Source organism: Luteimonas flava, assembly GCF_036584485.1.
In the GTDB taxonomy this organism is placed as follows: domain Bacteria; phylum Pseudomonadota; class Gammaproteobacteria; order Xanthomonadales; family Xanthomonadaceae; genus Luteimonas; species Luteimonas flava.
Genome location: NZ_JAZHBM010000003.1, coordinates 684031 through 708037, shown reverse-complemented (window position 1 = coordinate 708037; position 24007 = coordinate 684031). Strand labels below are relative to the sequence as shown.

General features: G+C 69.3%; 22 protein-coding genes. 6 read left to right on the top strand and 16 right to left on the bottom strand.

Annotated elements, in window-relative coordinates; all coding sequences use genetic code 11:
• Positions 1-111 precede the first annotated feature (111 nt).
• The 5 genes from V3391_RS15605 to V3391_RS15585 all read right to left on the bottom strand — a co-directional run bounded on the left by V3391_RS15605 (position 112) and on the right by V3391_RS15585 (position 5647).
• Positions 112-732 (bottom strand): response regulator transcription factor, encoded by a 621-nt coding sequence (locus tag V3391_RS15605; RefSeq protein WP_232134750.1) that lies wholly within the window; start codon positions 730-732, stop codon positions 112-114.
• Between the two features lie 68 nt (positions 733-800).
• The gene (locus tag V3391_RS15600) at positions 801-1970 is read right to left on the bottom strand and encodes a sensor histidine kinase (protein ID WP_332079348.1); all 1170 of its coding nucleotides are present in this window, start codon (positions 1968-1970) and stop codon (positions 801-803) included.
• 74 nt (positions 1971-2044) lie between these two features.
• A complete protein-coding gene (locus V3391_RS15595; RefSeq protein ID WP_332079346.1) occupies positions 2045-3898 on the bottom strand; it encodes a CIA30 family protein in 1854 nt (617 codons plus the stop codon).
• A gap of 31 nt (positions 3899-3929) precedes the next feature.
• Entirely contained in the window at positions 3930-4700 is a 771-nt protein-coding gene (locus V3391_RS15590; RefSeq protein ID WP_332079345.1) for an ABC transporter permease, read from the bottom strand.
• Positions 4700-5647, bottom strand: coding sequence for an ABC transporter ATP-binding protein (locus V3391_RS15585; protein WP_332079344.1), 948 nt, complete (start codon positions 5645-5647; stop codon positions 4700-4702). The genes V3391_RS15590 and V3391_RS15585 overlap by 1 nt, the downstream gene beginning before the upstream one ends.
• Positions 5648-5893: 246 nt before the next feature.
• Between V3391_RS15585 and V3391_RS15580 the strand changes: the two genes are divergently transcribed.
• The 5 genes from V3391_RS15580 to V3391_RS15560 are packed head-to-tail and all read left to right on the top strand — an operon-like array spanning position 5894 to position 10731.
• The gene (locus tag V3391_RS15580) at positions 5894-7141 is read left to right on the top strand and encodes an efflux RND transporter periplasmic adaptor subunit (RefSeq protein ID WP_332079343.1); all 1248 of its coding nucleotides are present in this window, start codon (positions 5894-5896) and stop codon (positions 7139-7141) included.
• Between the two features lie 44 nt (positions 7142-7185).
• Positions 7186-7878 carry an ABC transporter ATP-binding protein gene (locus V3391_RS15575; protein WP_332079342.1) on the top strand — a complete coding sequence of 231 codons (693 nt, stop codon included), beginning with the start codon at positions 7186-7188 and terminating at the stop codon, positions 7876-7878.
• A 25-nt stretch (positions 7879-7903) separates the two neighbouring features.
• Positions 7904-9061: an ABC transporter permease gene (locus tag V3391_RS15570; RefSeq protein ID WP_332079341.1), complete on the top strand. Its 1158-nt coding sequence runs from the start codon at positions 7904-7906 to the stop codon at positions 9059-9061.
• Between the two features lie 54 nt (positions 9062-9115).
• Positions 9116-10426 (top strand): ABC transporter permease, encoded by a 1311-nt coding sequence (locus tag V3391_RS15565; protein WP_332079340.1) that lies wholly within the window; start codon positions 9116-9118, stop codon positions 10424-10426.
• Complete coding sequence (locus tag V3391_RS15560) at positions 10423-10731, top strand: hypothetical protein (RefSeq protein ID WP_332079339.1); 309 nt, start codon at positions 10423-10425, stop codon at positions 10729-10731. Before V3391_RS15565 ends, V3391_RS15560 begins: the two co-directional genes overlap by 4 nt.
• Before the next feature lie 247 nt (positions 10732-10978).
• Here V3391_RS15560 and V3391_RS15555 read toward each other — a convergent pair whose 3' ends face one another.
• Positions 10979-11596 (bottom strand): nucleotidyltransferase family protein, encoded by a 618-nt coding sequence (locus V3391_RS15555; RefSeq protein ID WP_332079338.1) that lies wholly within the window; start codon positions 11594-11596, stop codon positions 10979-10981.
• A gap of 176 nt (positions 11597-11772) precedes the next feature.
• Between V3391_RS15555 and V3391_RS15550 the strand changes: the two genes are divergently transcribed.
• A complete protein-coding gene (locus tag V3391_RS15550) occupies positions 11773-12837 on the top strand; it encodes an alpha/beta fold hydrolase (RefSeq protein WP_332079337.1) in 1065 nt (354 codons plus the stop codon).
• 92 nt (positions 12838-12929) lie between these two features.
• Here V3391_RS15550 and rarD read toward each other — a convergent pair whose 3' ends face one another.
• From rarD to mltB, 10 genes are all read right to left on the bottom strand, one after another.
• Positions 12930-13841: an EamA family transporter RarD gene (gene rarD, locus V3391_RS15545; protein WP_332079336.1), complete on the bottom strand. Its 912-nt coding sequence runs from the start codon at positions 13839-13841 to the stop codon at positions 12930-12932.
• Positions 13838-14776, bottom strand: coding sequence for a drug/metabolite exporter YedA (gene yedA / locus V3391_RS15540; protein ID WP_332079335.1), 939 nt, complete (start codon positions 14774-14776; stop codon positions 13838-13840). The genes rarD and yedA overlap by 4 nt, the downstream gene beginning before the upstream one ends.
• Positions 14777-15106: 330 nt before the next feature.
• A complete protein-coding gene (locus tag V3391_RS15535) occupies positions 15107-17299 on the bottom strand; it encodes a carboxy terminal-processing peptidase (protein ID WP_332079334.1) in 2193 nt (730 codons plus the stop codon).
• Positions 17300-17480: 181 nt separating this feature from the next.
• Complete coding sequence (lipA, locus tag V3391_RS15530; protein ID WP_332079333.1) at positions 17481-18488, bottom strand: lipoyl synthase; 1008 nt, start codon at positions 18486-18488, stop codon at positions 17481-17483.
• Positions 18489-18568: 80 nt separating this feature from the next.
• Positions 18569-19252, bottom strand: coding sequence for a lipoyl(octanoyl) transferase LipB (gene lipB / locus V3391_RS15525; RefSeq protein WP_332079708.1), 684 nt, complete (start codon positions 19250-19252; stop codon positions 18569-18571).
• Entirely contained in the window at positions 19222-19689 is a 468-nt protein-coding gene (locus tag V3391_RS15520; RefSeq protein WP_332079331.1) for a BLUF domain-containing protein, read from the bottom strand. The genes lipB and V3391_RS15520 overlap by 31 nt, the downstream gene beginning before the upstream one ends.
• A 22-nt stretch (positions 19690-19711) precedes the next feature.
• The gene (locus V3391_RS15515; RefSeq protein WP_332079330.1) at positions 19712-19990 is read right to left on the bottom strand and encodes a DUF493 family protein; all 279 of its coding nucleotides are present in this window, start codon (positions 19988-19990) and stop codon (positions 19712-19714) included.
• 257 nt (positions 19991-20247) lie between these two features.
• On the bottom strand, positions 20248-21489 hold the full coding sequence (locus tag V3391_RS15510) for a D-alanyl-D-alanine carboxypeptidase family protein (RefSeq protein ID WP_425497275.1): 1242 nt from the start codon (positions 21487-21489) through the stop codon (positions 20248-20250).
• 55 nt (positions 21490-21544) lie between these two features.
• The gene (locus V3391_RS15505) at positions 21545-22870 is read right to left on the bottom strand and encodes a septal ring lytic transglycosylase RlpA family protein (RefSeq protein ID WP_332079329.1); all 1326 of its coding nucleotides are present in this window, start codon (positions 22868-22870) and stop codon (positions 21545-21547) included.
• Complete coding sequence (gene mltB, locus V3391_RS15500; RefSeq protein ID WP_332079328.1) at positions 22867-23997, bottom strand: lytic murein transglycosylase B; 1131 nt, start codon at positions 23995-23997, stop codon at positions 22867-22869. Before mltB ends, V3391_RS15505 begins: the two co-directional genes overlap by 4 nt.
• Between the last annotated feature and the right edge of the window lie 10 nt (positions 23998-24007).

Sequence of the window (24007 nt, the reverse complement as noted above, 5' to 3'; positions counted from 1 at the left end):
GAGCAGCCGGACGCTGCTCATCCAGCGTGTTGGACTTCGAAAAGATCGGAAAAGCCCCTGGATTCCGGCTTTCGCCGGAATGACGGCATGAAAGGTTCGTGGTGACGCCGCCTACAACCACCCCTTCTGCCGCGCCAGCCGGTACGCCTCGATCCGGTTGCCGACGCCCAGCTTCCCGATCGCTTCCGACAGGTAATTGCGCACGGTGCCGTGCGAGAGCTTCAGCTGCGCGGCGATCTCGCTGGCGCTCATGCCCTGCCCGGCGAGTCGCAGCGTCTGTCGTTCGCGCTCGCTCAACGGGTCGGGCTCGCTCCAGGCTTCCAGTGCGAGTTGGGGATCGATCGCGCGGCCGCCGTCGTGGACGCGGCGCAGGGCATCGGCGAGTTGTTCGGCCGGTGCGTCCTTCAGCAGATACCCGCCGACGCCGGCATCCAGCGCGCGGCGCAGGAAACCCGCGCGGGCGAAGGTGGTGACGATCACCACGCGGACCGGGAGTTCGTGGCGCTGGATGCGCTGCGCGAGTTCGAGACCGGTGAGGCCGGGCATCTCGATGTCGGTGACGAGGATGTCGGGCGACAGGCGCTGCAGTTCGCGCCAGGCCGATTCGCCGTCGCCGACGCTGCCGACCACCGACAGATCGTCTTCGAGATTCAGCAGCGCCGTCAGCGCGCCGCGCAGCATCGACTGGTCCTCGGCGATGAGGATGCGGAGCGGTGCTTCGGACGTGGGCATGCGCGACATGGCAGTGACGGTAGCAGCTGGACGACGGTCGAAAGGAACGGAGATGCGTGCGGTGTGGATCAGCCGGTCGCGCCGAGCGGAATGCGCGCATCGATCCGGGTGCCGTCGGCGCCGCTGTCGATGCGCAACTGCCCGCCCAGTGCCTCGATGCGCTCGCGCATACCCGACAGACCATTGCCGGGCACCATCGCGCCCCCACGGCCGTCGTCGCTGACCTGCAGCCGGATCGCGTCGCCTTCGCGCGAGAACTGCGCCTGCGCGGTGTGCGCATGCGCGTGCCGCTGCAGATTGGTCACCGATTCGCGCAACGTCATCGCCAGCGCCGTCTCCACGGCGGGCGACAGGCCGGCGCCGGCGACGTCGGCATCGAGGCTGTAGCCGAACGCCACGCCGTCGGTCTCGAGCAGCAGGCGCGCGGACGCGAGTTCGGCTGCGAGCCCCGCGGCGCGGATGCCGCTGACGGCCTGCCGCACCTGGGTCAGCGCATCGCGGGCGATGCCGCCGACCTCGCCGATCTCGCGCTGGGCGCCGGCGGGATCGCGTTCGACGAGCCGCGCGGCGAGATCGGCCTTCAGCGCGACCATCGACAGCGTGTGGCCGAGCAGATCGTGCAGATCACGGCCGATGCGTTCGCGCTCACCGACGGCAGCCAGCCGGCGCACTTCGTCGTGCGACAGGCGCAGCGCGGCGTCCTGCCGGTTCTTCAGCCGCTCCACGTGCACCAGCAGGCCGATCATCACCGTCGTCACCGGCATCCAGGCCAGCGCCGCCCATGGATAGCCGAGCACGCGCGCCCAGGTCATCAGTACCGCGTTGAACACGATCAGCGCGAGCACGTAACGCCACACCGACGTGCGCGACAACGCGCCGAGGAACACACAGCCGAATACGAAGTAGCTGAGACTCGACACGTACCAGGGCAACAGCGTGAAGCACAGCGCGATCATGCCGAGCGCGCACCACGGCGAACGGCGCGCCGGCAACAGCAGCGCACCCGCGTACAGGGCGATGAAGACCGGGTACGACAGCAGGGTGATCAGCAGCCAGCGCAGGTCGTAGCCCTGCGGCGAGAACATCGGCACGACGAACACCCACACCGACCACAGCACGTGGATGCCTTCGCTCCACGCCGGCCGTCCGTGACGCAGCGCGCAGCCGATGATCGAATCCGGCGCAGGGCGCAGGCCGGCGAAGGTGCGCAGCGGTGCCGGGCTCGGGAGCGTGTCCATGTCGCGCAGCCTAGTCATCTCGGGTGTCCGCCAGAAGGGGCGGCTGCGCTGCGCCGTGCCGACCCGCCTGCATCTCAGTGCAGCTCCACGTCGTCGAGTGCGAAGGCGAACGGGCCTTCGGGCTGACCGGCGGTCCATGCGATGCCGCGTACCTGCGACAGATCCGCGCCGGCGAATCCGTCGAGCGGCAGTCGCACTTCGGTCCAGCCGCTGCCGGCCTCGAAGCTCTGCATCGCCGGCATCGCGTTTGGCGATGCGCCGGAGAACAGCAGGGCGCTGTAGCGGCGCCCGTCGCCGCGCACGCGGAACACGAGTGTCTTGCGCGACGACAGATCCGCGGGCTGCATCGCCTGCGCGGCCGGGAAGAAGATCACGCCCGACCACGGAAACGCGAAGCCCGGTCTGATCTCGCCGGTGACCGACAGCGCGCCGGCCGAACCGTGCGCGCCGCCGTCGATGCGCGCGTGCGCAACGGTGGAGGCGCCACCTGCCATCTGGTCGGTAGTCGGCGCCCAGCTGCCGAAACGGGCGTCGAGTCCGATGTCGAAATCGCTGATGCGGGTGTCGTCCGGCACCGCGCCAGCGACCGCCGCAGCCGCAGGCCGCGTGCGTTCGACGCGCGCCCCGTTCTTCCACACGGTGTCGATGCGCCGCGTCGCGGTGATGTCCTTGAGCGGGTTGCCGTCGACCAGCACGAGATCGGCGCGTAGACCCGGCGCGATGCGACCGCGGTCGGCGATGCCGAAGCGCGCAGCCGGGGCGGACGTCGCCGCGACCAGTGCCTGCTGTGGCGTCAGCCCGGCCTGCACCAGCAATGCGAGTTCGCCGTGCAGGCTCGCGCCCTGGGCGGTGCCGGAATTGGGGGCATCGCTGCCGGCGAGGATCGTCACGCCCGCCGCGTGCAGGCGTCGCACGCTGTCGATCGCATCGGTGAGGCGCTCCAGCTTCGGTGCGGTGGACATGCGCGCGCCGAGGCTGTCGCGCTGCTCCGCTGTGAGCCACGGCGACAGGGCGGGATCGGCCGCGAGCTGACCGCCTGCATCGGTGCCCGCCACCGAGGCGATCACCACCAGGGTCGGCACGACGAACACGTCGCGACGCGCGACCTCGGCGACGAAGGCGTCGTCGACCACGCCATCGTCGGTGACGTGCACGAAGCCGTCGATGCCGGCATCCAGCACCGCGCGGGCACTGTCCTGCGTGGACACGTGGGCGACGGCGATGCGCGTGTGCGCATGCGCGGCATCGACGACGGCGCGCACCTGCGCGGCGGTCAGGGTAGGCAACCTGCGCGTGCCGCCGTAGCCGCTGAGATCCTCGACGATCAGCTTGATGAAGTCGTCGCCTTCGGCCACGCGGGCGGCGATGAAGGCCGGGATGTCTGTGTCCGCATCGACGGTCGGCACCGGGAATCCGAACTGCGTGCCGTGCCCGCCGGGCGCGGTGATCGCATAGCCCGCAGCCCACAGGTCGGCCTGCGTCGCCGGCGCGGTGGACTCACGTTGTGCGCGCAGCGCCGGCAGGCGCTCCGGCATGCCGTGCATGTCGAACGCGGTGGTGACGCCGAAGCGCAGCATGTCCTGCTGCGCGTTGCCCCAGGCGTGCACGTGGGCGTCGATGAGACCAGGCAACAGCGTCTTGCCGTCAGCATCCACCACGGCGACGCCGTCCGGCACTGCGACATCGGCGCCGACCGCTTCGATCAGTCCGTCGCGTACGAGTACCGTGCCGCGTTCGATGACGTCGACGCCATCGAAGATGCGGGCGTTGCGGATGGCGAGCCGGCCTTCCGTCACTGGCGCCGCGGTCGAATCCGTCCCCTGTTCGCGCCCGGCGACGGCCACGGCGGCGCCGAGCACCGCCACCAGTGCCACCACCGCCGCGACGCCGGGCCAGCGACGCTGGCCCTGTCGATCCGTCTGTGTCATTGCGTTCTCCCCGAAAGTGAAGCGGATGATCTCAGACCGCACGCGCCAGGCGGCGCAGCGCGAGCACGCAGCAGGCGACGGTCACGACGATCAGTACCAGCAGGTGCAGCCACAGCGGCGCCGTGCCTGCCTGGCCGGTCACGCCGAGCGCGATCTGCGCCAGGTGCCAGGCCGGCCACACCGGTGCGAGCGTCGCGAACACGCCGGGCAGCATCGACAGCGGCAGCCACAGGCCGGACAGGAAGGCCATCGGCAGGAACAGCAGGTTGACCCACGCCGGCGCCGCATTCGCGCTGGCGATACTGCCGAGCAGCAGGCCGATCGCGCAGAACGGCAGCGCCCCGAGCACGGTCACCGTCCACAGCAAGGCCCATTGCCCCGCCGTCATGGACACGCCACCGAACACCACCGCCAGCGCCGCGAGTTCCAGCACGATGACCAGGGCGAACAGCATCGCGATCAGCAGACGCGAGACCAGCCAGGCACTCGGCGGCGCCGGCAATGCCCGACGCAGGGCGAAGAAGCCGCGTTCGCGGTCGATCGCGAGCGTCACCGCGAAGCCGAACAGGCCTGCGCCCATCGCGCCGAACACGCCGTAGGTCGCGAGCAGATAGCGCGCCGCTTCGCCGCTGCCGCGCCCGCCGAGCAGCAGGCCGAACATCACGTAGAACAGCGCCGGGAACAGCAGCGTCGGAATGATGTACATCGGCTCGCGCAGCAGCCGCAGCAGTTCGCAGCGCGTGTCGAGCAGATAGCAGCGCCAGAGGTTGACGCGTGTGCCGGTGTCGAGTGTCGTATCCATCACGCGGCCTCCTGGTTCGCGGCGGACGTCTCGTCCGGCACCGTCATCGCGACGAAGGCCTCGGCGAGACCGGCGCGCTGGACTTCGAGATCACCGAGTTGCGGATCCGCATCCAGCAAGCGACGCAGCACGGATTCCGCCTGCTCGGCCATCACCACCAGCTGCCCGTCGACGACATCGGCCGAGCGCACGCCGGGCCACGTCGCGACGACATCGGCTGCCACGACGCTCGTGCAGCGGATGCGCCGCTGCGCGACCTGCGCACGCACCGCGCCGACGCTGCCGTCGGCGCGCACGCGGCCCGCATCGAGCACCACGACGCGATCGGCCAGCGCTTCGGCTTCTTCCAGATAATGCGTGGTCAGCAGAATGCCGACGCCGTCGGCGACCAGGCTGCGGATCGCGCGCCACACCTGCTGGCGCGCGCCGATGTCGAGCCCGGTGGTCGGTTCGTCGAGAAACAGCAGCTTCGGTCGCCCGCACAGCGCGAGCGCGAACTGCACGCGGCGTTGCTGCCCGCCCGACAGCCGGCCGTAGCGCCGGTCGAGCAAGCCGTCGAGCCCGCCCAGTGCGACGCAGTCGGCGACGCTGCGTGGTTGCGGATACCAGCTGCGCGTCAGCGCGAGCAGCTCATCGATCCGCAGGCGTTCGGGCAACTGCGCCTGCTGCAGCATCACGCCGATGTGGCGGCGCGCATCGAGATCGGACGGATGCCGGCCGAACAGCATGACCTCGCCTGCATCGGCCGGCTGCAGGCCGAGCAGGATTTCGATCGCGGTCGTTTTGCCGGCGCCGTTGACGCCCAGCAGCGCGGTCACCTGGCCGGCAGGCAACGCGAGGTCCACGCCGTCGAGCGCCTGCACCGTGCCGCGACGGCGACGCACGCCCCGCAGGCGGGCCAGCGGCGCCGCGGTGAAGGGGTCTGTACTGGACGGGACTGGACGCATCTCGGTTCCTCCGGATTGCAGCCAGTCTCACGGGATGCGCGCCCTGCGGTCAGTCGCAGGCGTCATCCACTGCAGATGACACTCGTCAGGTGACCGGCGCACCGGATGCGCGCAGACTCGGTCCGACCCGCCACCGCGGGTGCCCCGCCCGGCGCCCTGCCGGAAACTGACTTCCGGCAGGTTGGATCGCCCGACCCCCGCGGTCACACTCGCGCCTGTCGTCACGTCCTGCTTGCCATGGAACCCATGAATACCAAGGCCGACCTGCTCAACGAACTCCGCATCGACCGCAAGGCGCCGCCCGAGCCGCCGCGTCGTCGCGGCCTGTGGATCGCGATCGCGGTCGTCGTGCTGCTGCTCCTGCTGGTCGCCGGCTGGGCACTGTTCGGACGCGATGGCGGCGTCGAGGTGCGCACCGCGCCGGTGGTCGCGATCACCGCCGGCGGTGCGAATGCATCGGTACTCGACGCCACCGGCTACGTCGTCGCGCGTCGCACCGCGACCGTGTCGTCGAAGATCACCGGCCGCGTGCGCGAGGTGCTGATCGAGGAGGGCCAGCGCGTCGAGGCCGGCGACATCATGGCGACGCTCGATCCGATCGACGCCGACGCGCAACGCAATCTGTCGGCCTCGCAGCTCGCCGCCGCGCGCAGCCAGACCGGCAGCGTGCAGGCGCAACTGGCCCAGGCCGAGGCCGATGCGGCGCGTCTGCAGTCGCTGGTGGCGCAGCAGCTGGTCTCGCGCTCGCAGTTCGACCAGGCCGTCGCCCAGCGCGACGCGTTGCGCGCGCAGCTGGTCACCGCGCAGCGCAATGCGCAGGTCGCCTCCGATTCGCTGGCGATCGCCGATCTCGGCGTCGACAACACCGTCGTGCGCGCACCGTTCGGCGGTGTGGTCACTGCCAAGGCCGCGCAGCCGGGCGAGATCGTCTCGCCGCTGTCGGCCGGTGGCGGCTTCACCCGCACCGGCATCGGCACGATCGTCGACATGGATTCGCTCGAAGTCGAGGTCGACGTCGGCGAGGCCTTCATCGGTCGCGTGCAGCCGAAGATGCCGGTCGAGGCGACGCTCAATGCGTATCCCGACTGGAAGATTCCCGCCGAGGTCATCGCGATCATTCCGGCCGCCGACCGCGGCAAGGCGACGGTCAAGGTGCGCATCGCGATCAAGCAGAAGGACGCGCGCATCGTGCCGGACATGGGCGTGCGCGTGAGCTTCCTCGAGGCGCCGAAGGCCGCCGATGCGCAGCAGCCCAGCGGCGTGCGCGTGCCCGGTGCGGCGATCGTGCAGCGCGATGGCGCCGACGTCGCCTTCGTGCTCGGCGAGGACAACACGGTGACGCAGCAGGCGCTGAAGACCGGCATTGCACTCGGCGACGACCGCCAGGTGCTGTCGGGCGTCAACGCCGGCGACACCGTCGTGCTCGATCCGCCCGAAACGCTGGCCGACGGCGCGAAGGTGCGCATGGCCGCCAGCGACGCCGACACGCGCTGATCGCGCCCCACATCCAACGAGCAGCATCCAACCCGGAGTGCGCCATGTCGTCCCTCGTCAGCATCCGCAACCTGCACAAGACCTACCAGCGCGGCCCGGAGAAGGTCGACGTGCTGCACGGCATCGATCTTGACATTCCGCAGGGCGATTTCGTCGCGCTGATGGGCCCGTCGGGTTCGGGCAAGACCACGCTGCTGAATCTGATCGGTGGCCTGGACACGCCGACCTCGGGCGAGATCGAGATCGAAGGCGAGCGCATCGACCGCATGAGCGCGGGCCAGCTGTCGAACTGGCGCAGCCGCCACGTCGGCTTCGTGTTCCAGTTCTACAACCTGATGCCGATGCTCAACGCGCAGAAGAACGTGGAACTGCCGCTGCTGCTGACCGCGCTCGGCGCCGCGCAACGCAAGCGCAATGCGGAGATCGCGCTGACCCTGGTCGGCCTGGCGGAGCGCCGCACCCACAAGCCCAACGAACTGTCCGGCGGCCAGCAGCAGCGCGTGGCGATCGCCCGCGCGATCGTGTCCGACCCGACGTTCCTGATCTGCGACGAACCCACCGGCGATCTCGACCGGCAGAGCGCGGAAGAGATTCTCGGCCTGCTGCAGGAACTCAACCGCGAGCACGGCAAGACCATCGTCATGGTCACCCACGATCCGAAGGCCGCCGAGTACGCGACCCACACGATCCATCTCGACAAGGGCGAGCTGGTCGACACGCCCGTCGGCGCGCACTGACCCACGCTTCCCCGGAGACCACACGATGAAATACCTGTCGCTGGTGTGGGCCCAGCTGTTCCGCAGCAAGACGCGGACACTGCTGACGCTGCTGTCGGTGGTCGCGGCGTTCCTGCTGTTCGGCATGCTCGATTCGGTGCGCGTGGCCTTCAATGCCGGGGGCAGCGTCGACGGCGCGAACCGGCTGATCGTCGCCTCGCGGCTGTCGATCACGCAGTCGCTGCCGGTGCGCCTGCAGTCGCAGATCGAATCGATTCCCGGCGTGCGCAAGGTGACGTACGCCATGTGGTTCGGCGGCATCTACCAGGACCAGCGCAATTTCTTTCCGAACTTCTCCGTCGCGCCGAACTTCTTCGACGTCTACGGCGAATACGACGTGCCGCCCGACCAGCTGCAGGCGTTCCGCGACACGCGCACCGGCGCGGCCGTGGGCGAAGCGCTGGCCAACAAGTTCGGCTGGAAGATCGGCGACACGATTCCGATGCAGGCGACGATCTTTCCGCGCGGCGGCAGCAACGACTGGCCGCTGGAGCTCAAGGCGATCTTCCGCGCCAAGGACCGCAGCAATGTCGGCGCCGAAAACCAGTTGATGATGAACTGGAAGTACTTCGACGAATCCAACGACTACATCAAGAACCAGGTCAGCTGGTTCACCGTGCAGCTGTCCAACGCCGACCAGGCCTCGCGCGTGGCGCAGGCGATCGATGCGATCTCGGCGAACTCCGATCACGAAACAAAGTCGCAGACCGAATCGGCGTTCCAGCAGGCGTTCGCCAAGCAGTTCGCCGACATCGGCCTGATCGTCACCGCGATCATGGGCGCGGTGTTCTTCACCCTGCTGCTGCTGACCGGCAACACGATGGCGCAGGCCGTGCGCGAGCGCATTCCCGAACTCGCGACGCTGAAGACGCTCGGCTTCACCGACGGCACCGTGCTGGTACTGGTGATGGTGGAATCGGTGCTGCTGGTGGTGATCGGCGGACTCGTCGGTCTGGGCCTCGCCTCGGCGATCATGCCGGGCGTGAGCGCGGCGAGCGGCGGCGTGATCGCGCTGCCCACGGTCCCGGCGCAGACGTGGTTGATCGGGCTGGGCCTGATGATCGGCATCGGCATCATCGTCGGCGTGCTGCCGGCGCTGCGCGCGCAACGGCTGAAGATCGTCGACGCGCTGGCGGGGCGCTGACGTCATGGCCCATCGCTTTTCCTTCCGCTGCACGACGAACCGGATCGGACCGACATGAAAAGCCCGTGGCTCTGGAACCTGCTGTCGATCGTCGCGCTCGTCGTCGGGCTCGCGGTGTGGGTGCTGCTGCCGTGGTACGGCGTGCTGACGATCGCGGTCGCCATCGCGCTGTGGCTGGTGCTCACGCGCGGCGGCCGCTTGGCGTTGGCGGCGGCGCGCATCGGCATCAGCAGCCTGCCGCAGCGCTGGGGCGCCTCGTCGGTGATCGTGGTCGGCATCGCCGGCGTGGTCGGTGTGCTTGTGGCGATGCTGGCGATGGGCGAAGGCTTCAAGGCCACGCTCAACAGCACCGGCGACGAGACCTCGGCGATCGTGCTGCGCGGTGGTTCGCAGGCCGAAACCAATTCGGTGATCACGCGTGACCAGGTGCCGCTGATCGGCACGCTGGCCGGCATCGCGCGCGATGCGCAGGGCCGCCCGCTGCTGTCGCCCGAACTGTCGCAGGTGGTCAACCTGCCGTCGAAGGCCGACGGCACCGACGTCAATGCGCAGTTCCGCGGCGTCGGCGAACTCGCCTGGGCCGTGCACGACAAGGTGCAGGTGATCGAAGGCCGCAAGTTCGCGCCGGGCCTGCGTGAGATCGTCGTCGGCCAGGGCGCGCGCAGCCAGTTCCGCGGACTCGACGTCGGCAAGACGCTGAACCTCGGCAACCAGCAGTGGACCGTGGTCGGCGTGTTCGCCTCCGGCGATGCGCACGATTCGGAATTGTGGACCGACGGCGAAACGTTGGCGTCCACCTACAACCGCGGCGCCTACCAGTCGATCACCGTGCGCACCGACGGCACCGCCGGTTTCACCGCGTTCAAGGCCGCGATGGATGCCGACCAGCGCCTGAAACTCGACGTCTCCACGACGCGTGCCTACTACGGCAAGCAGTCCGGTCAGCTCGCCACGCTGATCAACGTGCTGGGCACGGTGATCGGCGCGATCATGGCGGTCGGCGCGGTGTTCGGCGCGCTCAACACGATGTATGCCGCCGTCGCCGGCCGCGCACGCGAGATCGCGACGATGCGCGCGATCGGCTTCCGCGGCCTGCCGGTGGTCGTCGCGGTGATGCTGGAGACGATGCTGCTGGCGTTGCTCGGCGGCCTGCTCGGCGGCCTGCTCGCGTGGAGCATCTTCAACGGCTACAGCGTCAGCACGCTGGGCAGCAACTTCAGCCAGGTGGTGTTCCAGTTCAAGGTGTCGCCGGAACTGCTGTGGAACGGGCTGAAGTGGGCGCTGGGCATCGGCCTCGTCGGCGGCCTGTTCCCGGCCCTGCGCGCGGCGCGCCTGCCGGTCACCGCGGCGCTGCGCGCGACATGAGTGCCGCATCGCCAGACACGTTGTCGAACGCCGACATCGCACGCGAGATCCAGTCGCTGCAGAAGCGCGCGTTCGAACGCTACGAGGACGCCGCACTGCGCGCCGAAGCCGATCCCGCACGCGCCGAGGTCATCTACGCCCAGGCCGAGCGCGACACCGCCCCTTGGATCGCACGCGCGACCGCACTCAACGACGAACGCGTCGCGCGCTATCAGCGCCGCGCGAAACGTTGGCGCACTGCGGCGCTGGTGATCGGTGTGGTCGGTGCGGTGTGCGTGGTGTGGATGATGTCGCGCGCGGGTTGATCAGAACGCACGCCAGACTCGATTAGCAACTTGCGCCCTCGTAATTTCAAGACACCATCAGTTCGCCACCCTTTCGATCCCGTTATTCCGGCGAAGGCCGGGTTTTCAACCGCCGCAGTGTGGGTCATCCAGTGACTTTCCGGCCGTAACGCCAACATCCAAGACACTGGATTCCCGCTTCCGCGGGAATGACGACAGTGAGATGAAAGCGCGCTTGAGCGTCGAAGACGCCGTTGAGTCGAGTGAGTTAGACCCCGCGATCCAGCAACCCGTCCGCGAGCGCCTGCGCCACGTCGTCCGCGGTGTCGATATCCTGCGCCAGCGACGGCGCCTGCAGCCGGAACAGGTCCTCTTCCGGCAACGCTGCCAGCAGCGACCCGAATCCCCGGTCGCCTTCCAGCGCATCCACCTGCGCGAACAGCGTATGCGACAGCACTGCCGGTGCGCCGGGGCGTTCTCCGTGCATCACCGCTGCGCAGCCCGAGCGCACGCTGCGTGCGCCGTCCAGCAGCGCGCGCAGATGCAGGGCATTGAGCGCAGGCTGATCGATGCCGGTCACCAGCACCGGGCCGCGATGTGCCTGCAGCGCGCACGATGCGGCGACGAGGCTCGCGGACAGGCCTTCGCGCCAGTCCGGCACCTCGTGCAGTTCGACGAAGCCGTGTGGCGACGGTGCGAGTTCGGCCGCCACCGCGTCGTGATACGCGCCGAGCATCACCACGAGCCGGCAGGGATGGGTTTCCGCGACCAGCCGCACAACGCGCGCGACCAGGCTTTCGCCGTCGCGGCGCAACAGCTGCTTGGGCCTGCCCAGGCGCGTGCTGCCGCCGGCGGCCAGCACGATTGCGGCATGCGCGGTGGTCACCGGAAACGTCCAGCGTGACAGATCGACATCGCCGCACTGTGCCAGAAGGCCGGTGCATCGGCCGGCTCACGCCGATGAACGGCGACCGTCTGTCATGCAGCTGTCATCGCAGTGCGATAGCGGCGCCTGGCGTCGCGTCGATAGTCTGCGCGGCCGCCTCGCCTCCGCCCGCTGCCATGCTCCGCCTCGCCGCCCTCCTCGTCGCCTGTCTGCTCGTCGCCGGCTTCTCGTCGTGGCCGGGCATGGCGAATTCGCTGGCGTCGAAGCTGGTCGCACCGCCCGGTGCATCACCCTTGCTGCAGACCGATCGCGTCGAGGCCGCATTCGCGCGATTGCCGAACCGCAGCGGACACGTCGCCACGAGCGCTGGTGTTTCGATGTTCTGGCGTGCGCTCGATCCCGGCGATTACGGCATGGACTACGCGTGGACGCGGCCGGCGGATGATCCGCACGGCGTCGACTTCTCGCTCGATTTCCACGCGCCGTCTGCGCCGTCCGCCCCACCGCGCGGCACCGTCGTGCTGCTGCACGGCTGGATGATGGATGGCGGTTCGCTGCTGCCGTGGTCGATCGCGCTGGCCGAAGCCGGCTATCGCACGATCACCTTGGACCTGCGCAACCACGGCCGCTCCGGCCATGCGCCATCGGGCTACGGCACGCGCGAGGCCGGCGACGTCGTCGATGCGGTCGCCGCATTACGCGCGCAAGGCGAGATCGCCGGCCCGCTGCACGTGTTCGGTGTGTCCTACGGCGCGGCGACCGCGCTGTTCGCGGCCGCCGATCCACGCCTGCAGGCCGAACGCGTGGTCGCGCTGGAGTCCTTCGACAACGCCGGCGCCGCGATCCGCGACATGGTCCCGCACATGCTCGACGAAGACGGCGGCAGCTGGCACGCGCAACTCACGCGCCGCTGGTTGCGCTGGCGCATCGATGCGTCCGTTCTGGACGCGGCGATCGCGCGCGCGGGCGACACGCTGTCATTGCCGCTCGACGGCGTCGACGTCGGCGCCGCCCTCGCCCACGCGCCGGGCTGCGTGCTGCTGGTGCACGGCGATGCGGATCGCCATGTGCCGGTCGCACATGGCCGCGCACTCGCGGCGGCCGTGCCCGGTGCACGCTATCTGGAACTCGCCGGCGAAGACCACCTCAGCCTGCCGATGCGGCTCGACCGCCTCGCGCCGACCGTCGTCGACTGGTTCGACGCACCGGCCTGTCCGCAGACCGCGCTCGCTGCACGCTAGAAAAACGGTGGGAGCGCGCTCGCGCGCGATGAGCCTTGCCGGCGACGTGCAATCACGCGCAAGCGCGCTCCCACACCAGCAGGTCGTCCCTGTTAGGCCTGCTGCGCGACGATCCGCCGACGCGATTGCAGATAGCCGTCGACCGCGAACACCACCAGCCCGACCCAGATGAAGCCGAAGCCGACCGCGCGGTCGATGCCGAAGGCTTCGCCGAAGAAGAACACGCCCAGCAGCAGCTGCAGCGTGGGACCGATGTACTGCAGCAGGCCGACCACGGTCAGCGGCACGCGGCGCACCGCATAGGCGAAACAGATCAGCGGGATCGCGGTCAGCGCGCCGCCGAGCACCAGCAGCACGTCGGTGAGTCCACCCCAGCGCAGCGAGAAGAAACCGCCGCCGCCCTGGGTCTCGAACCACACCAGTGCGAGCAGCGCAGGACCGAACACGAACAGGTTCTCGACGCCGAGTCCCTGCACCGCTTCGACCGCGGCGAACTTGCGGATCAGTCCATACAGCGCGAACGAGGTCGCCAGACACAGCGCGATCCACGGAAAACTGCCGTAGTTGAAGGTCAGCCACGCGACGCCGCCGCCGGCCAGCGCGACCGCGATCCACTGCGGCAGCGACAGCCGTTCGCGCAGGAACACCACGCCGATGACGACGTTGAGCAGCGGATTGATGAAGTAGCCCAGGCTCGCCTCGACCACGTGGCCGCTGTTGACGGCCCACACGTAGAGCGCCCAGTTGGCCGCGATCAGACAGCCCGACATCGCGAGCATGCCGGCGAGCTTCGGTTGCGCGAGGATTTCGCGCAGCCAGCCGCGGCCCTGGCGGATGGTCAGAAACGCGGCGACGAGAATCGCGCACCAGATCGAGCGGTGCAGCACGATCTGCAGCGACGGCACGTGACGCAGCAGATACCAGTACAGCGGCATCAGGCCCCAGATCACGAACGCCGCGACCGCGATCCACAATCCGCGACGGCTCTGCGCGGCGTCGATCATGGGTCTTCTCCGGCGACCGCTGCGGCCGGCGTCGGCACGACCTTCTTCGCACGCGCGCGACCGAGCGTGATCGCGACCACCGCGACCAGGATCACCGCCATCGCACCGAGATCGTTGACATGGAAGCGCTCCGACGCGAGCCAGGCGCCGAGCAGCACCGCGATCGCCGGATTGACGTAGGCATAGCTGCCGGCGAGCGTCGGGCGCACGTTGTGCAGCAGCCAGACGTAGGCGGTGAAGCCGATGATCGAACCGAAGGACGCGAGATACGCGACCGACAGCGTGCCCTTGAGCGTCGGCAGCTCATGGAAGCGTTCGCCGATCAGCAGGCCCACCGCGAGGATGATCACGCCGCCGGCGAGCATCTGCGCCGCCGCCGCCATGAACGGTGACGGCAGATCCCGGCCGCGGCTCCACACCGAACCGAAAGCCCAGGCCAGCGGCGCGATCAGCAAGGCGATCAGACCGGTCGGCGTCGCGGTCAGCGAACTGCCGGCGTTGAGCCACAGCACGCCGGCGAAGCCGACCGCGAGACCGGCCCATTCGATACGCGAGGGACGATCGCCGCGGATCGCCGCGAACAATGCGATCCAGATCGGCGCCGACGCGACCGCCACCGCGGCCAGACCCGACGACACGCTCTGTTCGGCGATGCAGACCATGCCGTTGCCCAGACCGAGCAGCAGCACGCCCATTGCGAGCAGGGTCTTCCACTGGTTGCGCGTCGGCGCCGGCACACCGCGCAGCCGCAGCGCGGCGTACATCAGGCCACCGGCGACGATGAAGCGCATGCCCGCCATCAACAGCGGCGGATAGCCGCCTTCGAGCGCGAACCGGATCGCCAGATAGGTCGACCCCCAGACGAGATAGACGGCCGCCAGCGCCAGCGCGATGGCCAGGACCGAGGCGGGACGCGACACCGGCGCGACGCTCATGGGGGTTCCGGAGACAGGAGGAGAAGCCGCGAATGCGGAGCGGAATTCTACGCCCGCGGCCCGTTGCACGGCTGGAATGATGGTGTTGCAGCGGTGCGGTGGCGCGAGAACGTAAGCGGATGCCGGGATTCCCAGCACCGTCGTTCCGGCGAACGCCGGAATCCAGTGACGTTGCCTCCGCCCAAGCGCCTGAAGTCGCTGGATTCCGGCGTTCGCCGGAATGACGGTATCGGGGTGCCGAAATCCGTGCGGACGCCCCGACAAAGACGCCCCGAAAAAAAAGCCGCCGCGGTCACCCGCGACGGCTTCGTTCGCACACCTGCCAGCGGCTCAGCGCGCCCAGCGGCCCGGCGCGGTGGACTCCGGCAGCACCGTCGCCGACAGATCGCGGTCGGCGTTGAGCAGGCGCACCGCATCGGCCAGGATCGCCGCCGATTCGCGCAGCAGCGGATCGGGACGCTCTTCGGCCGCCTTCTCCAGACGGTTCTGCTGGGCGATCGCACGCTCGTTGGCCTGCAGGCCGTCGTCGTCCGAATCCTCGGCCAGCGGATCGAGTTCCAGACCCAGCGCGCGACGTTCTTCCTGACGCACCTGACGCTTCTCGGTCTGGCGATCCCGCTCGGCGCGACGCTCGGCCTCGTTGAGCGACACGAACTTCTTCTCGCGCTCGGCGCGGAATTCAGCGATGTCCTCGGCCCACCAGACGAATTCCTTGTCCGTCGCCACACGCGTCTCGTGCAGCTGTTCGAGGCGCGGCAGCAGCGGCGCGAAATCGCCGTACTGGGTATGCGGCACGGCGGCGATGCGCGTCCACGGCAGGGCGTTGTCGTAGGTGCTCTCGCCGAACTCGGTCGCATCGACCGTCACCGGGAAATGGATGTCCGGCTCGACGCCCTTGTTCTGGGTGCTGCTGCCGCCGGGCAGGAAGAACTGCGCGATGGTCAGCTTCACCTGGCCGAAGCGCTTGGTCTCGTTCGCTGGCCAGCGGTCGAGGTCGACCAGATTCTGCACCGTGCCCTTGCCGAAGGTGGTCTCGCCGATGATCAGGCCGCGGCCGTAATCCTGGATCGCACCGGCGACGATCTCCGACGCCGACGCCGAACCGCGGTTGATCAGCACCGCCAGCGGACCGTCCCAGGCCACGCCCGGTTCGCGATCGCCCTGCACGCCGACGCGGCCGCCGGATTCGCGCACCTGCACCACCGGCCCCTGGTCGATGAAGAGACCGGTCAGCTCGACCGCCTCGTTGAGCGAACCGCCGCCGTTGTTGCGCAGGTCGAGCACCACACCGTCGACCTTCTGGGTCTTGAACGCTTCGAGCAGGCGCGCGACGTCGCGCGTCGCCGATGCGTACTCGCCATCGCGGTTCCGGCGACCTTCGAAGTCCTGGTAGAACGCCGGCAGCTTGATCACGCCGATCTGCTTCTCGCGGCCGCCTTCGGTATCGGCCGGCAACGTCAGCGTCTCGGCCTTGGCCGCCTGCTCTTCCAGACGCACGCGCGCACGGGTCAGCGTGATGCGCACCGGCTCGCTGTCGAGCGTGGCTTCGGCCGGAATGACGTCCAGGCGCACTTGGGTGTCCTTCGGGCCCTTGATCTTGTCGACCACGTCGTCGATGCGCCAGCCGATCACGTCTTCCATCGGGCCGTTGGTGCCCTGGCCGACGCCGACGATGCGATCGCCCGGCTTGAAGCGGTTGCTGATCGCGGCGGGACCGCCCGCGATGACCTCGCGGATCACCACCACGTCGTCCTGCTTCTGCAGCTGCGCGCCGATGCCTTCGAGCGACAGCGACATGCTCTGGTTGAACAGACGCGCCGCACGCGGGTTGAAGTAGTCGGTGTGCGGATCGATCGAGCCGGTGTAGGCGTTGAGGAAACTGCTGAAGGCGTCCTCGTTGTTGAGCGCGGCGACCGTGTTCGCGGTGTTGAGGTAGCGACGGTCGAGCGTCTTGCGGATCTCGTCGTCGGCCTTGCCGGCGAGCTTCAGGCGCAGCCAGTCGTTGCGCACCGACTGGCGCCACAGCGCGTCGAGCTCGGCCGAATCCGCGGCCCACGGCGCGTCCTCGCGGTCGTACTCCCAGCGGTCATTGCCGCTGAAATCGAAGATGTCCTGCTTGAGCAGTTCACGCGCGCCGGTGATGCGCTCGTTGACGCGCTGCTTGTACAGCGCGAAGACCTCGAGGGCCGGGGCCACGTCGCCGTCGCGGACGGCCGCGCCCATGCCCGCGCGCAGCGGCTCGAAGCGGGCGATGTCCTGCTGGGTGAAGAACAGCTTGCCGGCGTCGAGATTCTCGAAATAGCGGTCGAAGATCTCGCCCGACAGCGTGCCGTCGAGCGCGCGCGGCCGGTAGGCGTAGCGGCTGTCGGACAGCAATCCGTAGACCAGCTTCGACGCGGCCACCTGGTCGGCGTTCGGCGTCATCGGCACATCGGCGATGGCGTCAGGCCTGGCCATCAGCGCGAGCGGCACCGCCAGCGCGAGGGCGATCAGGGAGCCGGAAACGACGCGGGAAGCTTTCATGCAGGGTCCTGGATTGCGGATGCGGTCATCATGCGACATGCCTTCGAGCGTGTCGCGTGAACTGACGCGTCGACAGTGCCGAAAGTTGCACGTTGCATGCAATCGACTGTACGGAAACAGGATGAATCGACGCTGCGTTCATCGCGGCGTCAGTCGCGGGCGCCCGGCGCCCGCGCCGGGCTCAGGCGGCGACGCCGGCGTCCATCGCCTGCTGGTCGGCGTGATATGACGAGCGCACCAGCGGGCCGGAGGCGACGTGGCTGAAACCCAGCGCCATGCCGTAGTCCTCGAGCGCGCGGAACTCGTCCGGCGTCCAGTAACGCAGCACCGGGTGGTGGTGCGCGCTCGGCTGCAGGTACTGGCCGATGGTGACCATGTCGACATCGTGCGCGCGCAGGTCGCGCAGCGTGCCCTGCACCTGTTCCATGGTTTCGCCGAGGCCGAGCATGATGCCGGACTTGGTCGGCACGCCCGGATGCTGGGCCTTGAACTTCTTCAGCAGGTCGAGCGACCACTGGTAGTCCGCGCCCGGGCGCACGTTGCGGTAGAGATCGGGCACCGTCTCGACGTTGTGGTTGAACACGTCCGGCGGATCGGTCTTGAGGATCTCCAGCGCGCGCTCCATGCGGCCCTTGCCGCGGAAGTCGGGCGTCAGCACCTCGATACGGATGTGCGGCGACTGCTTGCGCACTTCGCGGATGCAGTCGACGAAATGCTGGGCACCGCCGTCGCGCAGGTCGTCGCGGTCGACCGACGTGATCACGACGTACTTCAGGCCCATGTCGGCGACGGTGTTCGCGAGGTTCAGCGGCTCGCTGGCATCCGGCGGCTTGGGCCGGCCGTGGGCGACGTCGCAGAACGAGCAGCGGCGGGTGCAGACCTCGCCGAGGATCATGAAGGTCGCGGTGCCGTGGCCGAAGCATTCGTGGATGTTCGGGCAGCTGGCTTCCTCGCAGACCGTGACCAGACGGTTCTCGCGCAGCTTCGACTTCAGCGCGGCGACCGCGCCGTTGGACGGAATGCGCACACGGATCCACGACGGCTTGCGCAGCACGGGCGCATCGGCGAACTGCACCGGCGAGCGCGCGATCTTGTCGCCCGCCACCTGCTTGACGCCGGTCTGCAGCGACGCCGGCGGCGGCGTGGACACCACCTGCAGCGGGATCGATTTGTCGACGGAAGAGGACATGGCGGCCAGGACTGCGGTCGGAGGGTCATTGTAGGCCCCTGCCCCGGCACTGTCTTGCCGGCTGCCGGGGACGCTGCGTGTCATTCAGCGGGCTGAAGCGCCGGCGGCGGGCCTTCGGACAGCGACAGCCCGAACTGCGCGGCCAGATTCTCGAGCAGCATCGGTGCCACGGCACCGGGCGAGGACGGACCGCCCAGATCGGCCAGCGACACCACCTGCAGGCCTGCATAGCCGCAGGGATTGATGCGCTGGAAGGGTTCCAGATCCATCGCGACGTTGAATGCGAGGCCGTGGAAGGTGCAGCCACGGCGCACGCGGATGCCGAGCGCGGCGATCTTGGCGTCGTTGACGTAAACGCCCGGCGCGCCGTCGCGGCGCACGGCCTCGATGTTCCAGTCGCCCAGCGTGTCGATGATCGACTGCTCGATCTTGCAGACGTACTCGCGCACGCCGATCTTGAGCCGCGGCAGGTTCAGCAGCGGATAGACCACCAGCTGGCCGGGACCGTGATAGGTCACCTGGCCGCCGCGATCGACCTGCACCACCGGGATGTCGCCGGCCGCGAGCACGTGTTCGGGCTTGCCGGCCTGGCCGAGCGTGAACACCGGAGCGTGTTCGACCACCCACAGCTCGTCGCCGCCCTCGGCGCCGCGCGCATCGGTGAAGCGCTGCATCGCGCGCCAGACCGGTTCGTAGGGCTGCCGGCCGAGCTGGCGGACGATCGCCGGGCTGCTCACAGCACGCGCTCCATGACCCGCGCGCAGCCGAGTCCACCCGCGGGCACCGGCGCGCCGTGCAGGAAATCGCGCATCGCTGCCGCAACGCGATCGCTGCGGGCGCCCTCCAGCAGGGCCAGCGCGGTGGCGTCGGTGTCGAGCCCGTCGAAGGCCGGCGCCTCGCCGTCCAGCGACGCCTCGCTCCAGGCCATGTGCCAGCCGGGCAACAGCGGGGCGGTGCGTTCGGCGCGGACCATCAGGCGTACCTCGCAATGGCGTGGATCGGCGGCGATGCGTGCGTACAGCGCATCCACCGCGGCGGCCGGGCCTTCGAGCAGCTGCATGAACAGCCCGTCCTGCCACAGCAGCATGCCGCCGATGCCGTGACGCGCGTTGTAGGCGCGGCTGCGCAGCAGCAGACGCACCATGTCCGGCACGGTGAATTCGTACAGCTGGCCGCTGCGATAGAGCAGCTGGCGGATCATGTGCGGCGTCCCGTTCGAAGCGTTACAGCGTCCACTTCACTTCGGGATGGTCGCGCAGGGCCGCGTGCGCGGCGTCGTACTGCGCGCGCGTCTCGGCGCGGAAGCTGAGCTTGATCGACACGTACTTGCCGCCGCTCGACTCGCGCGCGGTGACGGTTTCGTGGAGCACGGCGATACCGGCGGCGGCCAGCAGGCGCGGGATCTCGGCGTCGAGCCCGGCGTCCGCCGGTCCCATCGCGGTGATCTCGAACACGCCAGGAAACTGGAAGCCGTGGTCGGGGTTGTCGGAGGAGATATCCATCGCGGGATTATCGGGGCAGAGGTCGCCGAACCCAAGCGGTGGCGACCGTTCGACGACGCGAAGTCCTGCCCAGCATTGCGGGAAAGGGTTGGGTGGGGGCGAACAGTCAGGTCGGCGCTCGCGAGTCATCGCGCGACCGGCTCGTGAGGCACAGTTGTCCACTCAACCGGAACGTTCGGCCCCCATCCCGGCCGCCCCCCGCAAACGGGGGAAGGAGACACACACGCGGCTCCAATGAAGCCGCGAAGCACCCGCGCTTAGGCGTTCCACCACATCAGGAACTCGTGCCACAGGCGCTTGAAGAAGCCGGCTTCTTCCACCGCTTCCAGCGCGACCAGCGGACGCTCGGCGATGACCTTGCCGTCGAGCTCGACGCGCACGGTGCCGATGGCCTGGCCCTTTTCGATCGGGGCTTCCAGCGTCTGCGGGATGTCCATCGACGGCTTGAGCTGCGCGTACTTGCCGCGCGGCATCGAGACCAGCATCGGCTCGGCGACGCCCAGCTGCACTTCGTTGGTCTTGCCCTTCCAGACCTTCTGCGTGGCGACGGCCTTGCCGGCGTCGTAGACGGCGTGGGTTTCGAAGAACCGGAAGCCCCAGTTGAGCAGCGCCAGCGAATCGGTGGCGCGCTGCGCCTCGCTGGTCGAGCCCATCACCACCGAGACCAGACGCTGGTCGCCGCGCAGGGCCGACGCCATCAGGCAATAGCCGGCGCCGCTGTGGTGACCGGTCTTGATGCCGTCGACGCTGTCGTCGCGCCACAGCAGGCGGTTGCGGTTGTGCTGGGTGATCGGCCCGACGGTGAATTCCTTGATCTTGTTGTGCGCGTATTCCTCGGGGAAGTCGCGCACCATCGCGCGGCCGAGGATCGCCAGATCGCGCGCGGTCGAGTAGTGCTCCGGGCCGGACAGACCGGTCGCATTCTCGAAGTGGCTGTTCTTCATGCCGATGCGCGCGGCGTAGGCGTTCATCAGCTGGGCGAAGGCTTCCTCGCTGCCGGCGACGTGCTCGGCGAGTGCGATCGCGGCATCGTTGCCGGACTGCACGACCATGCCGATTTCCATGTCCAGCAGCGGCGCGGTCTGGTTGACCGGGAAGCCGCTGTAGCTGCCGTCGGTGCCGGCGCCGCCCTTGCGCCAGGCGTTCTCGCTCATCAGCACCTGGTCGTCGGGCTTGATCTTGCCGGCCGCGAGCTCGGCGGCGATCACGTAGCTGGTCATCACCTTGGTGATGCTGGCCGGCTCGACGCGCTGGTCTTCGTTCTCGCCCGCCAGGATCTGGCCGGTGGCGTAATCCATGACCACCCAGGCGGTGCCGGTGATGGTCGGCGGGGGCGGCGTCGGCAGGTCGTCGCTGAGCGCAGGCGCGGCGGCGGCAGGCGCGGCAGGCCGGGGCGCGGGCTGCGGCGTGGGCGCGGGATCCTGCGCGACGGCGATGCCCACCGTGGCGGTGGCCAGCGCGGCCAGCAACATGCGCGAAACGACTACGGACACTTTCATGTAATGCACAACTCCGGGGAACCGGCCGCGTCGACCGGCGGTTGATGGAAAGGATTCAATCGCGGACGACGGTGGGCGCGCCGAAGCCGAGGCCGGCGACGCGCGAGGACACTTCGGCGACCTGCGTGGCTTCGACCGGACCCACGCGCAGGCGCCAGACCGGCTTGCCGGCGGCGGTGCCGTCCTGCAGCTGGGCTGCGGCGATCCCGGCGCCACGCAACGTGGCGAGCGCGCGTTCGGCGTTGGCGCGGGCGCCGAAGGCGGCGACCTGCAGGGTCACGCCGCCCAGGGCGGCAGCGGCCGTGCGGACCGGCGCTGGCGTCGGCGTCGGCGCGGTCACCGCAGCCACGGCAACCGGGGCGGCGCCCGTGGCTGCCGGCGTGGCTGCAGGCTGCGGATGCAGCGGCACTTGGCGGCCGTTCTCGAGCTTGATCCCGCGCGAGGCGAGCCAGGCGTCGAAATCGTCGGCGGTCATGACCTTGCCGTTCTGGTACATGTTGAAGCGGCCGTTCGACGCATCGCCCTGCGGCGCGGGCGCGGGACGCTCGCCGGCCTGGGCGCTGGCGATCGGCAGCGCTTCGACGATGGCGTCCATCGCACTGCCGGCGGCCGAGGTCGTGGCGGCGGCGGCGGTGGCGCGGGGCACAGGTGCAGCCGTAGGAGGGGGCGCGCTGGCGACGGCATCGTAATCGTTGCGGGCGTTCTCGCCCGGGCTCAGCGCGCGCACTTCGACGCGGCCGGTGCCGGCGGGATGGATGCCGATCTTCACCGCGGCGGCGTAGCTCAGATCGACGACGCGACCTTCGTGAAACGGGCCGCGATCGTTGACACGCACGATCACCGACTTGCCGTTGTCGAGATTGGTCACCCGCGCGAAGCTCGGCAGCGGCAGCGACTTGTGCGCGGCGGTGAACGCGTACATGTCGTAGACCTCGCGGTTCGAGGTCAGGCGGCCGTGGAACTTGGCGCCGTAATAGGACGCGGTGCCGGTCTCGGCGAACTCGCTGTGATCGTCGAGCACGCGGTAGCTCTTGCCCAGCACCTGGTAGGGGCTGCGGTTGCCGACCGGCGAACGCGGCAGGTCGACGACCTCCGGTTCCGGAATCGCGTCGACGTTGGGCAGGTAGTCGGGGAGGCTGTCGGGCACGCCCGGGCGGTACAGGCCCCCGGCGGTGTAATGGCCACGCGTGTTCGGGTCTTCCTGCGCAGGCGCGTAGGGCGAGACACGGTTCTGGCCGGATGCCGGCCGGTGTGCGCTGCCGCCGTGCGCTGCCGGTGCCGACACCGTGCTGCCGGCGGCCGGTGTGGCGCCGCGCTTGGCGTTGCCCGCGCAGCCCGCGAGCAGGGCCACCGCCGCCAGCGGCAGCAGCCATCGGATCACGGACCGACCCCGGCCCGGATCGCCTGCGCGAGCTGGTGCACCGACAGCGAATACATCGGCGAGCGGTTGTAGCGGGTGATCACGTAGAAGTTGCGGTACGCCAGCCAGTACTCCATGCCGGCCTCGCCATCGAGCGACAGCAGCGTGGCGCCTTCCGCGGTCGGCTGACCGGGCGCCGGCGTGTAGCCGCGCCTGGCCAGATCGGCCAGCGGGTACACCGGATCCCAGTTCTCCGGCTTGAAGTCGGCTGCCGAGGCAGCGCGCTGCGCGCGGGCCACGACCGGGCCACCACGCTGCCAGCCGTGTACGACGAAGTAGTTGGCGATCGACGCGAACACGTCGGGCTTGTGGGTCAGCAGGTCGCGGCGGCCATCGCCGTCGCCGTCCTTCGCCCACAGGCGATAGCTCGACGGCATGAACTGGCCCATGCCCATCGCACCGGCATAGCTGCCCTTGAGCTCACCGATGTCGAGCTGCGGCTCGGCCTTCTCCAACGCGAACAGCTGCGCGAGTTCGCCCGCGAAGAACGGCGCGCGCGGCGCGTAGTCGAACGACAGCGTGTATAGCGCGTCGATCACCTTCCAGTTGCCGGTGATGCGGCCGTAGCTGGTTTCCACACCGATGATCGCGACGATGTACTCGGCCGGCACGCCGGTCTCGGCAGCCACGCGATCGAGCGCGGCGCGGTTTTCGCGGTAGAACGCCACGCCACCGTTGATGCGCGCGTCGTTGATGAAGATCGGGCGGTAGTCGCGCCACGGACGCACGGCTTCGGCCGGGCGGCTGATCGCGGTGAGGATCGCCTGCTGCACCTGCGCCTTCGCCAGCACGCTGCGCACGTGCGCCGGATCGGCGCCGTAGGTCTGCACGGTGTAGTCGACGAAGTTCTCGACACGTTGCGCGCGCGGAATCGCCGGATCGGTGACCGAGGTCGGCGCGACCGGGCGTTCGGGCGGCTGCGGCACCGGCGCCAGCAGGGCACCTTCGGTGCGCGCAGGCTCGGGCAACGGCGTCACCGCACCGTAGTCCTCGGCATGACCATCGGACGGATTGACGGGGGTCGCACACGCTGCCAATGCGAACGGCAGCGCGGCCACGGCGAGTCGGAAAAAAGGGCGTCGGCTCATCGGCGGCGAG

What these genes read in the sequence shown, in the direction of transcription:
- V3391_RS15535 (WP_332079334.1), bottom strand. Translation starts at nt 17,299, where the DNA reads ATGAAAGCTTCCCGCGTCGTTTCCGGCTCCCTGATCGCCCTCGCGCTG.
- V3391_RS15550 (WP_332079337.1), top strand. Translation starts at nt 11,773, where the DNA reads ATGCTCCGCCTCGCCGCCCTCCTCGTCGCCTGTCTGCTCGTCGCCGGC.
- V3391_RS15515 (WP_332079330.1), bottom strand. Translation starts at nt 19,990, where the DNA reads ATGGATATCTCCTCCGACAACCCCGACCACGGCTTCCAGTTTCCTGGC.
- V3391_RS15595 (WP_332079346.1), bottom strand. Translation starts at nt 3,898, where the DNA reads ATGACACAGACGGATCGACAGGGCCAGCGTCGCTGGCCCGGCGTCGCG.
- V3391_RS15590 (WP_332079345.1), bottom strand. Translation starts at nt 4,700, where the DNA reads ATGGATACGACACTCGACACCGGCACACGCGTCAACCTCTGGCGCTGC.
- mltB (WP_332079328.1), bottom strand. Translation starts at nt 23,997, where the DNA reads ATGAGCCGACGCCCTTTTTTCCGACTCGCCGTGGCCGCGCTGCCGTTC.
- V3391_RS15580 (WP_332079343.1), top strand. Translation starts at nt 5,894, where the DNA reads ATGAATACCAAGGCCGACCTGCTCAACGAACTCCGCATCGACCGCAAG.
- V3391_RS15605 (WP_232134750.1), bottom strand. Translation starts at nt 732, where the DNA reads ATGCCCACGTCCGAAGCACCGCTCCGCATCCTCATCGCCGAGGACCAG.
- yedA (WP_332079335.1), bottom strand. Translation starts at nt 14,776, where the DNA reads ATGAGCGTCGCGCCGGTGTCGCGTCCCGCCTCGGTCCTGGCCATCGCG.
- V3391_RS15565 (WP_332079340.1), top strand. Translation starts at nt 9,116, where the DNA reads ATGAAAAGCCCGTGGCTCTGGAACCTGCTGTCGATCGTCGCGCTCGTC.
- V3391_RS15520 (WP_332079331.1), bottom strand. Translation starts at nt 19,689, where the DNA reads ATGATCCGCCAGCTGCTCTATCGCAGCGGCCAGCTGTACGAATTCACC.
- V3391_RS15600 (WP_332079348.1), bottom strand. Translation starts at nt 1,970, where the DNA reads ATGGACACGCTCCCGAGCCCGGCACCGCTGCGCACCTTCGCCGGCCTG.
- rarD (WP_332079336.1), bottom strand. Translation starts at nt 13,841, where the DNA reads ATGATCGACGCCGCGCAGAGCCGTCGCGGATTGTGGATCGCGGTCGCG.
- V3391_RS15560 (WP_332079339.1), top strand. Translation starts at nt 10,423, where the DNA reads ATGAGTGCCGCATCGCCAGACACGTTGTCGAACGCCGACATCGCACGC.
- V3391_RS15510 (WP_425497275.1), bottom strand. Translation starts at nt 21,489, where the DNA reads ATGAAAGTGTCCGTAGTCGTTTCGCGCATGTTGCTGGCCGCGCTGGCC.
- V3391_RS15585 (WP_332079344.1), bottom strand. Translation starts at nt 5,647, where the DNA reads ATGCGTCCAGTCCCGTCCAGTACAGACCCCTTCACCGCGGCGCCGCTG.
- V3391_RS15575 (WP_332079342.1), top strand. Translation starts at nt 7,186, where the DNA reads ATGTCGTCCCTCGTCAGCATCCGCAACCTGCACAAGACCTACCAGCGC.
- lipA (WP_332079333.1), bottom strand. Translation starts at nt 18,488, where the DNA reads ATGTCCTCTTCCGTCGACAAATCGATCCCGCTGCAGGTGGTGTCCACG.
- V3391_RS15570 (WP_332079341.1), top strand. Translation starts at nt 7,904, where the DNA reads ATGAAATACCTGTCGCTGGTGTGGGCCCAGCTGTTCCGCAGCAAGACG.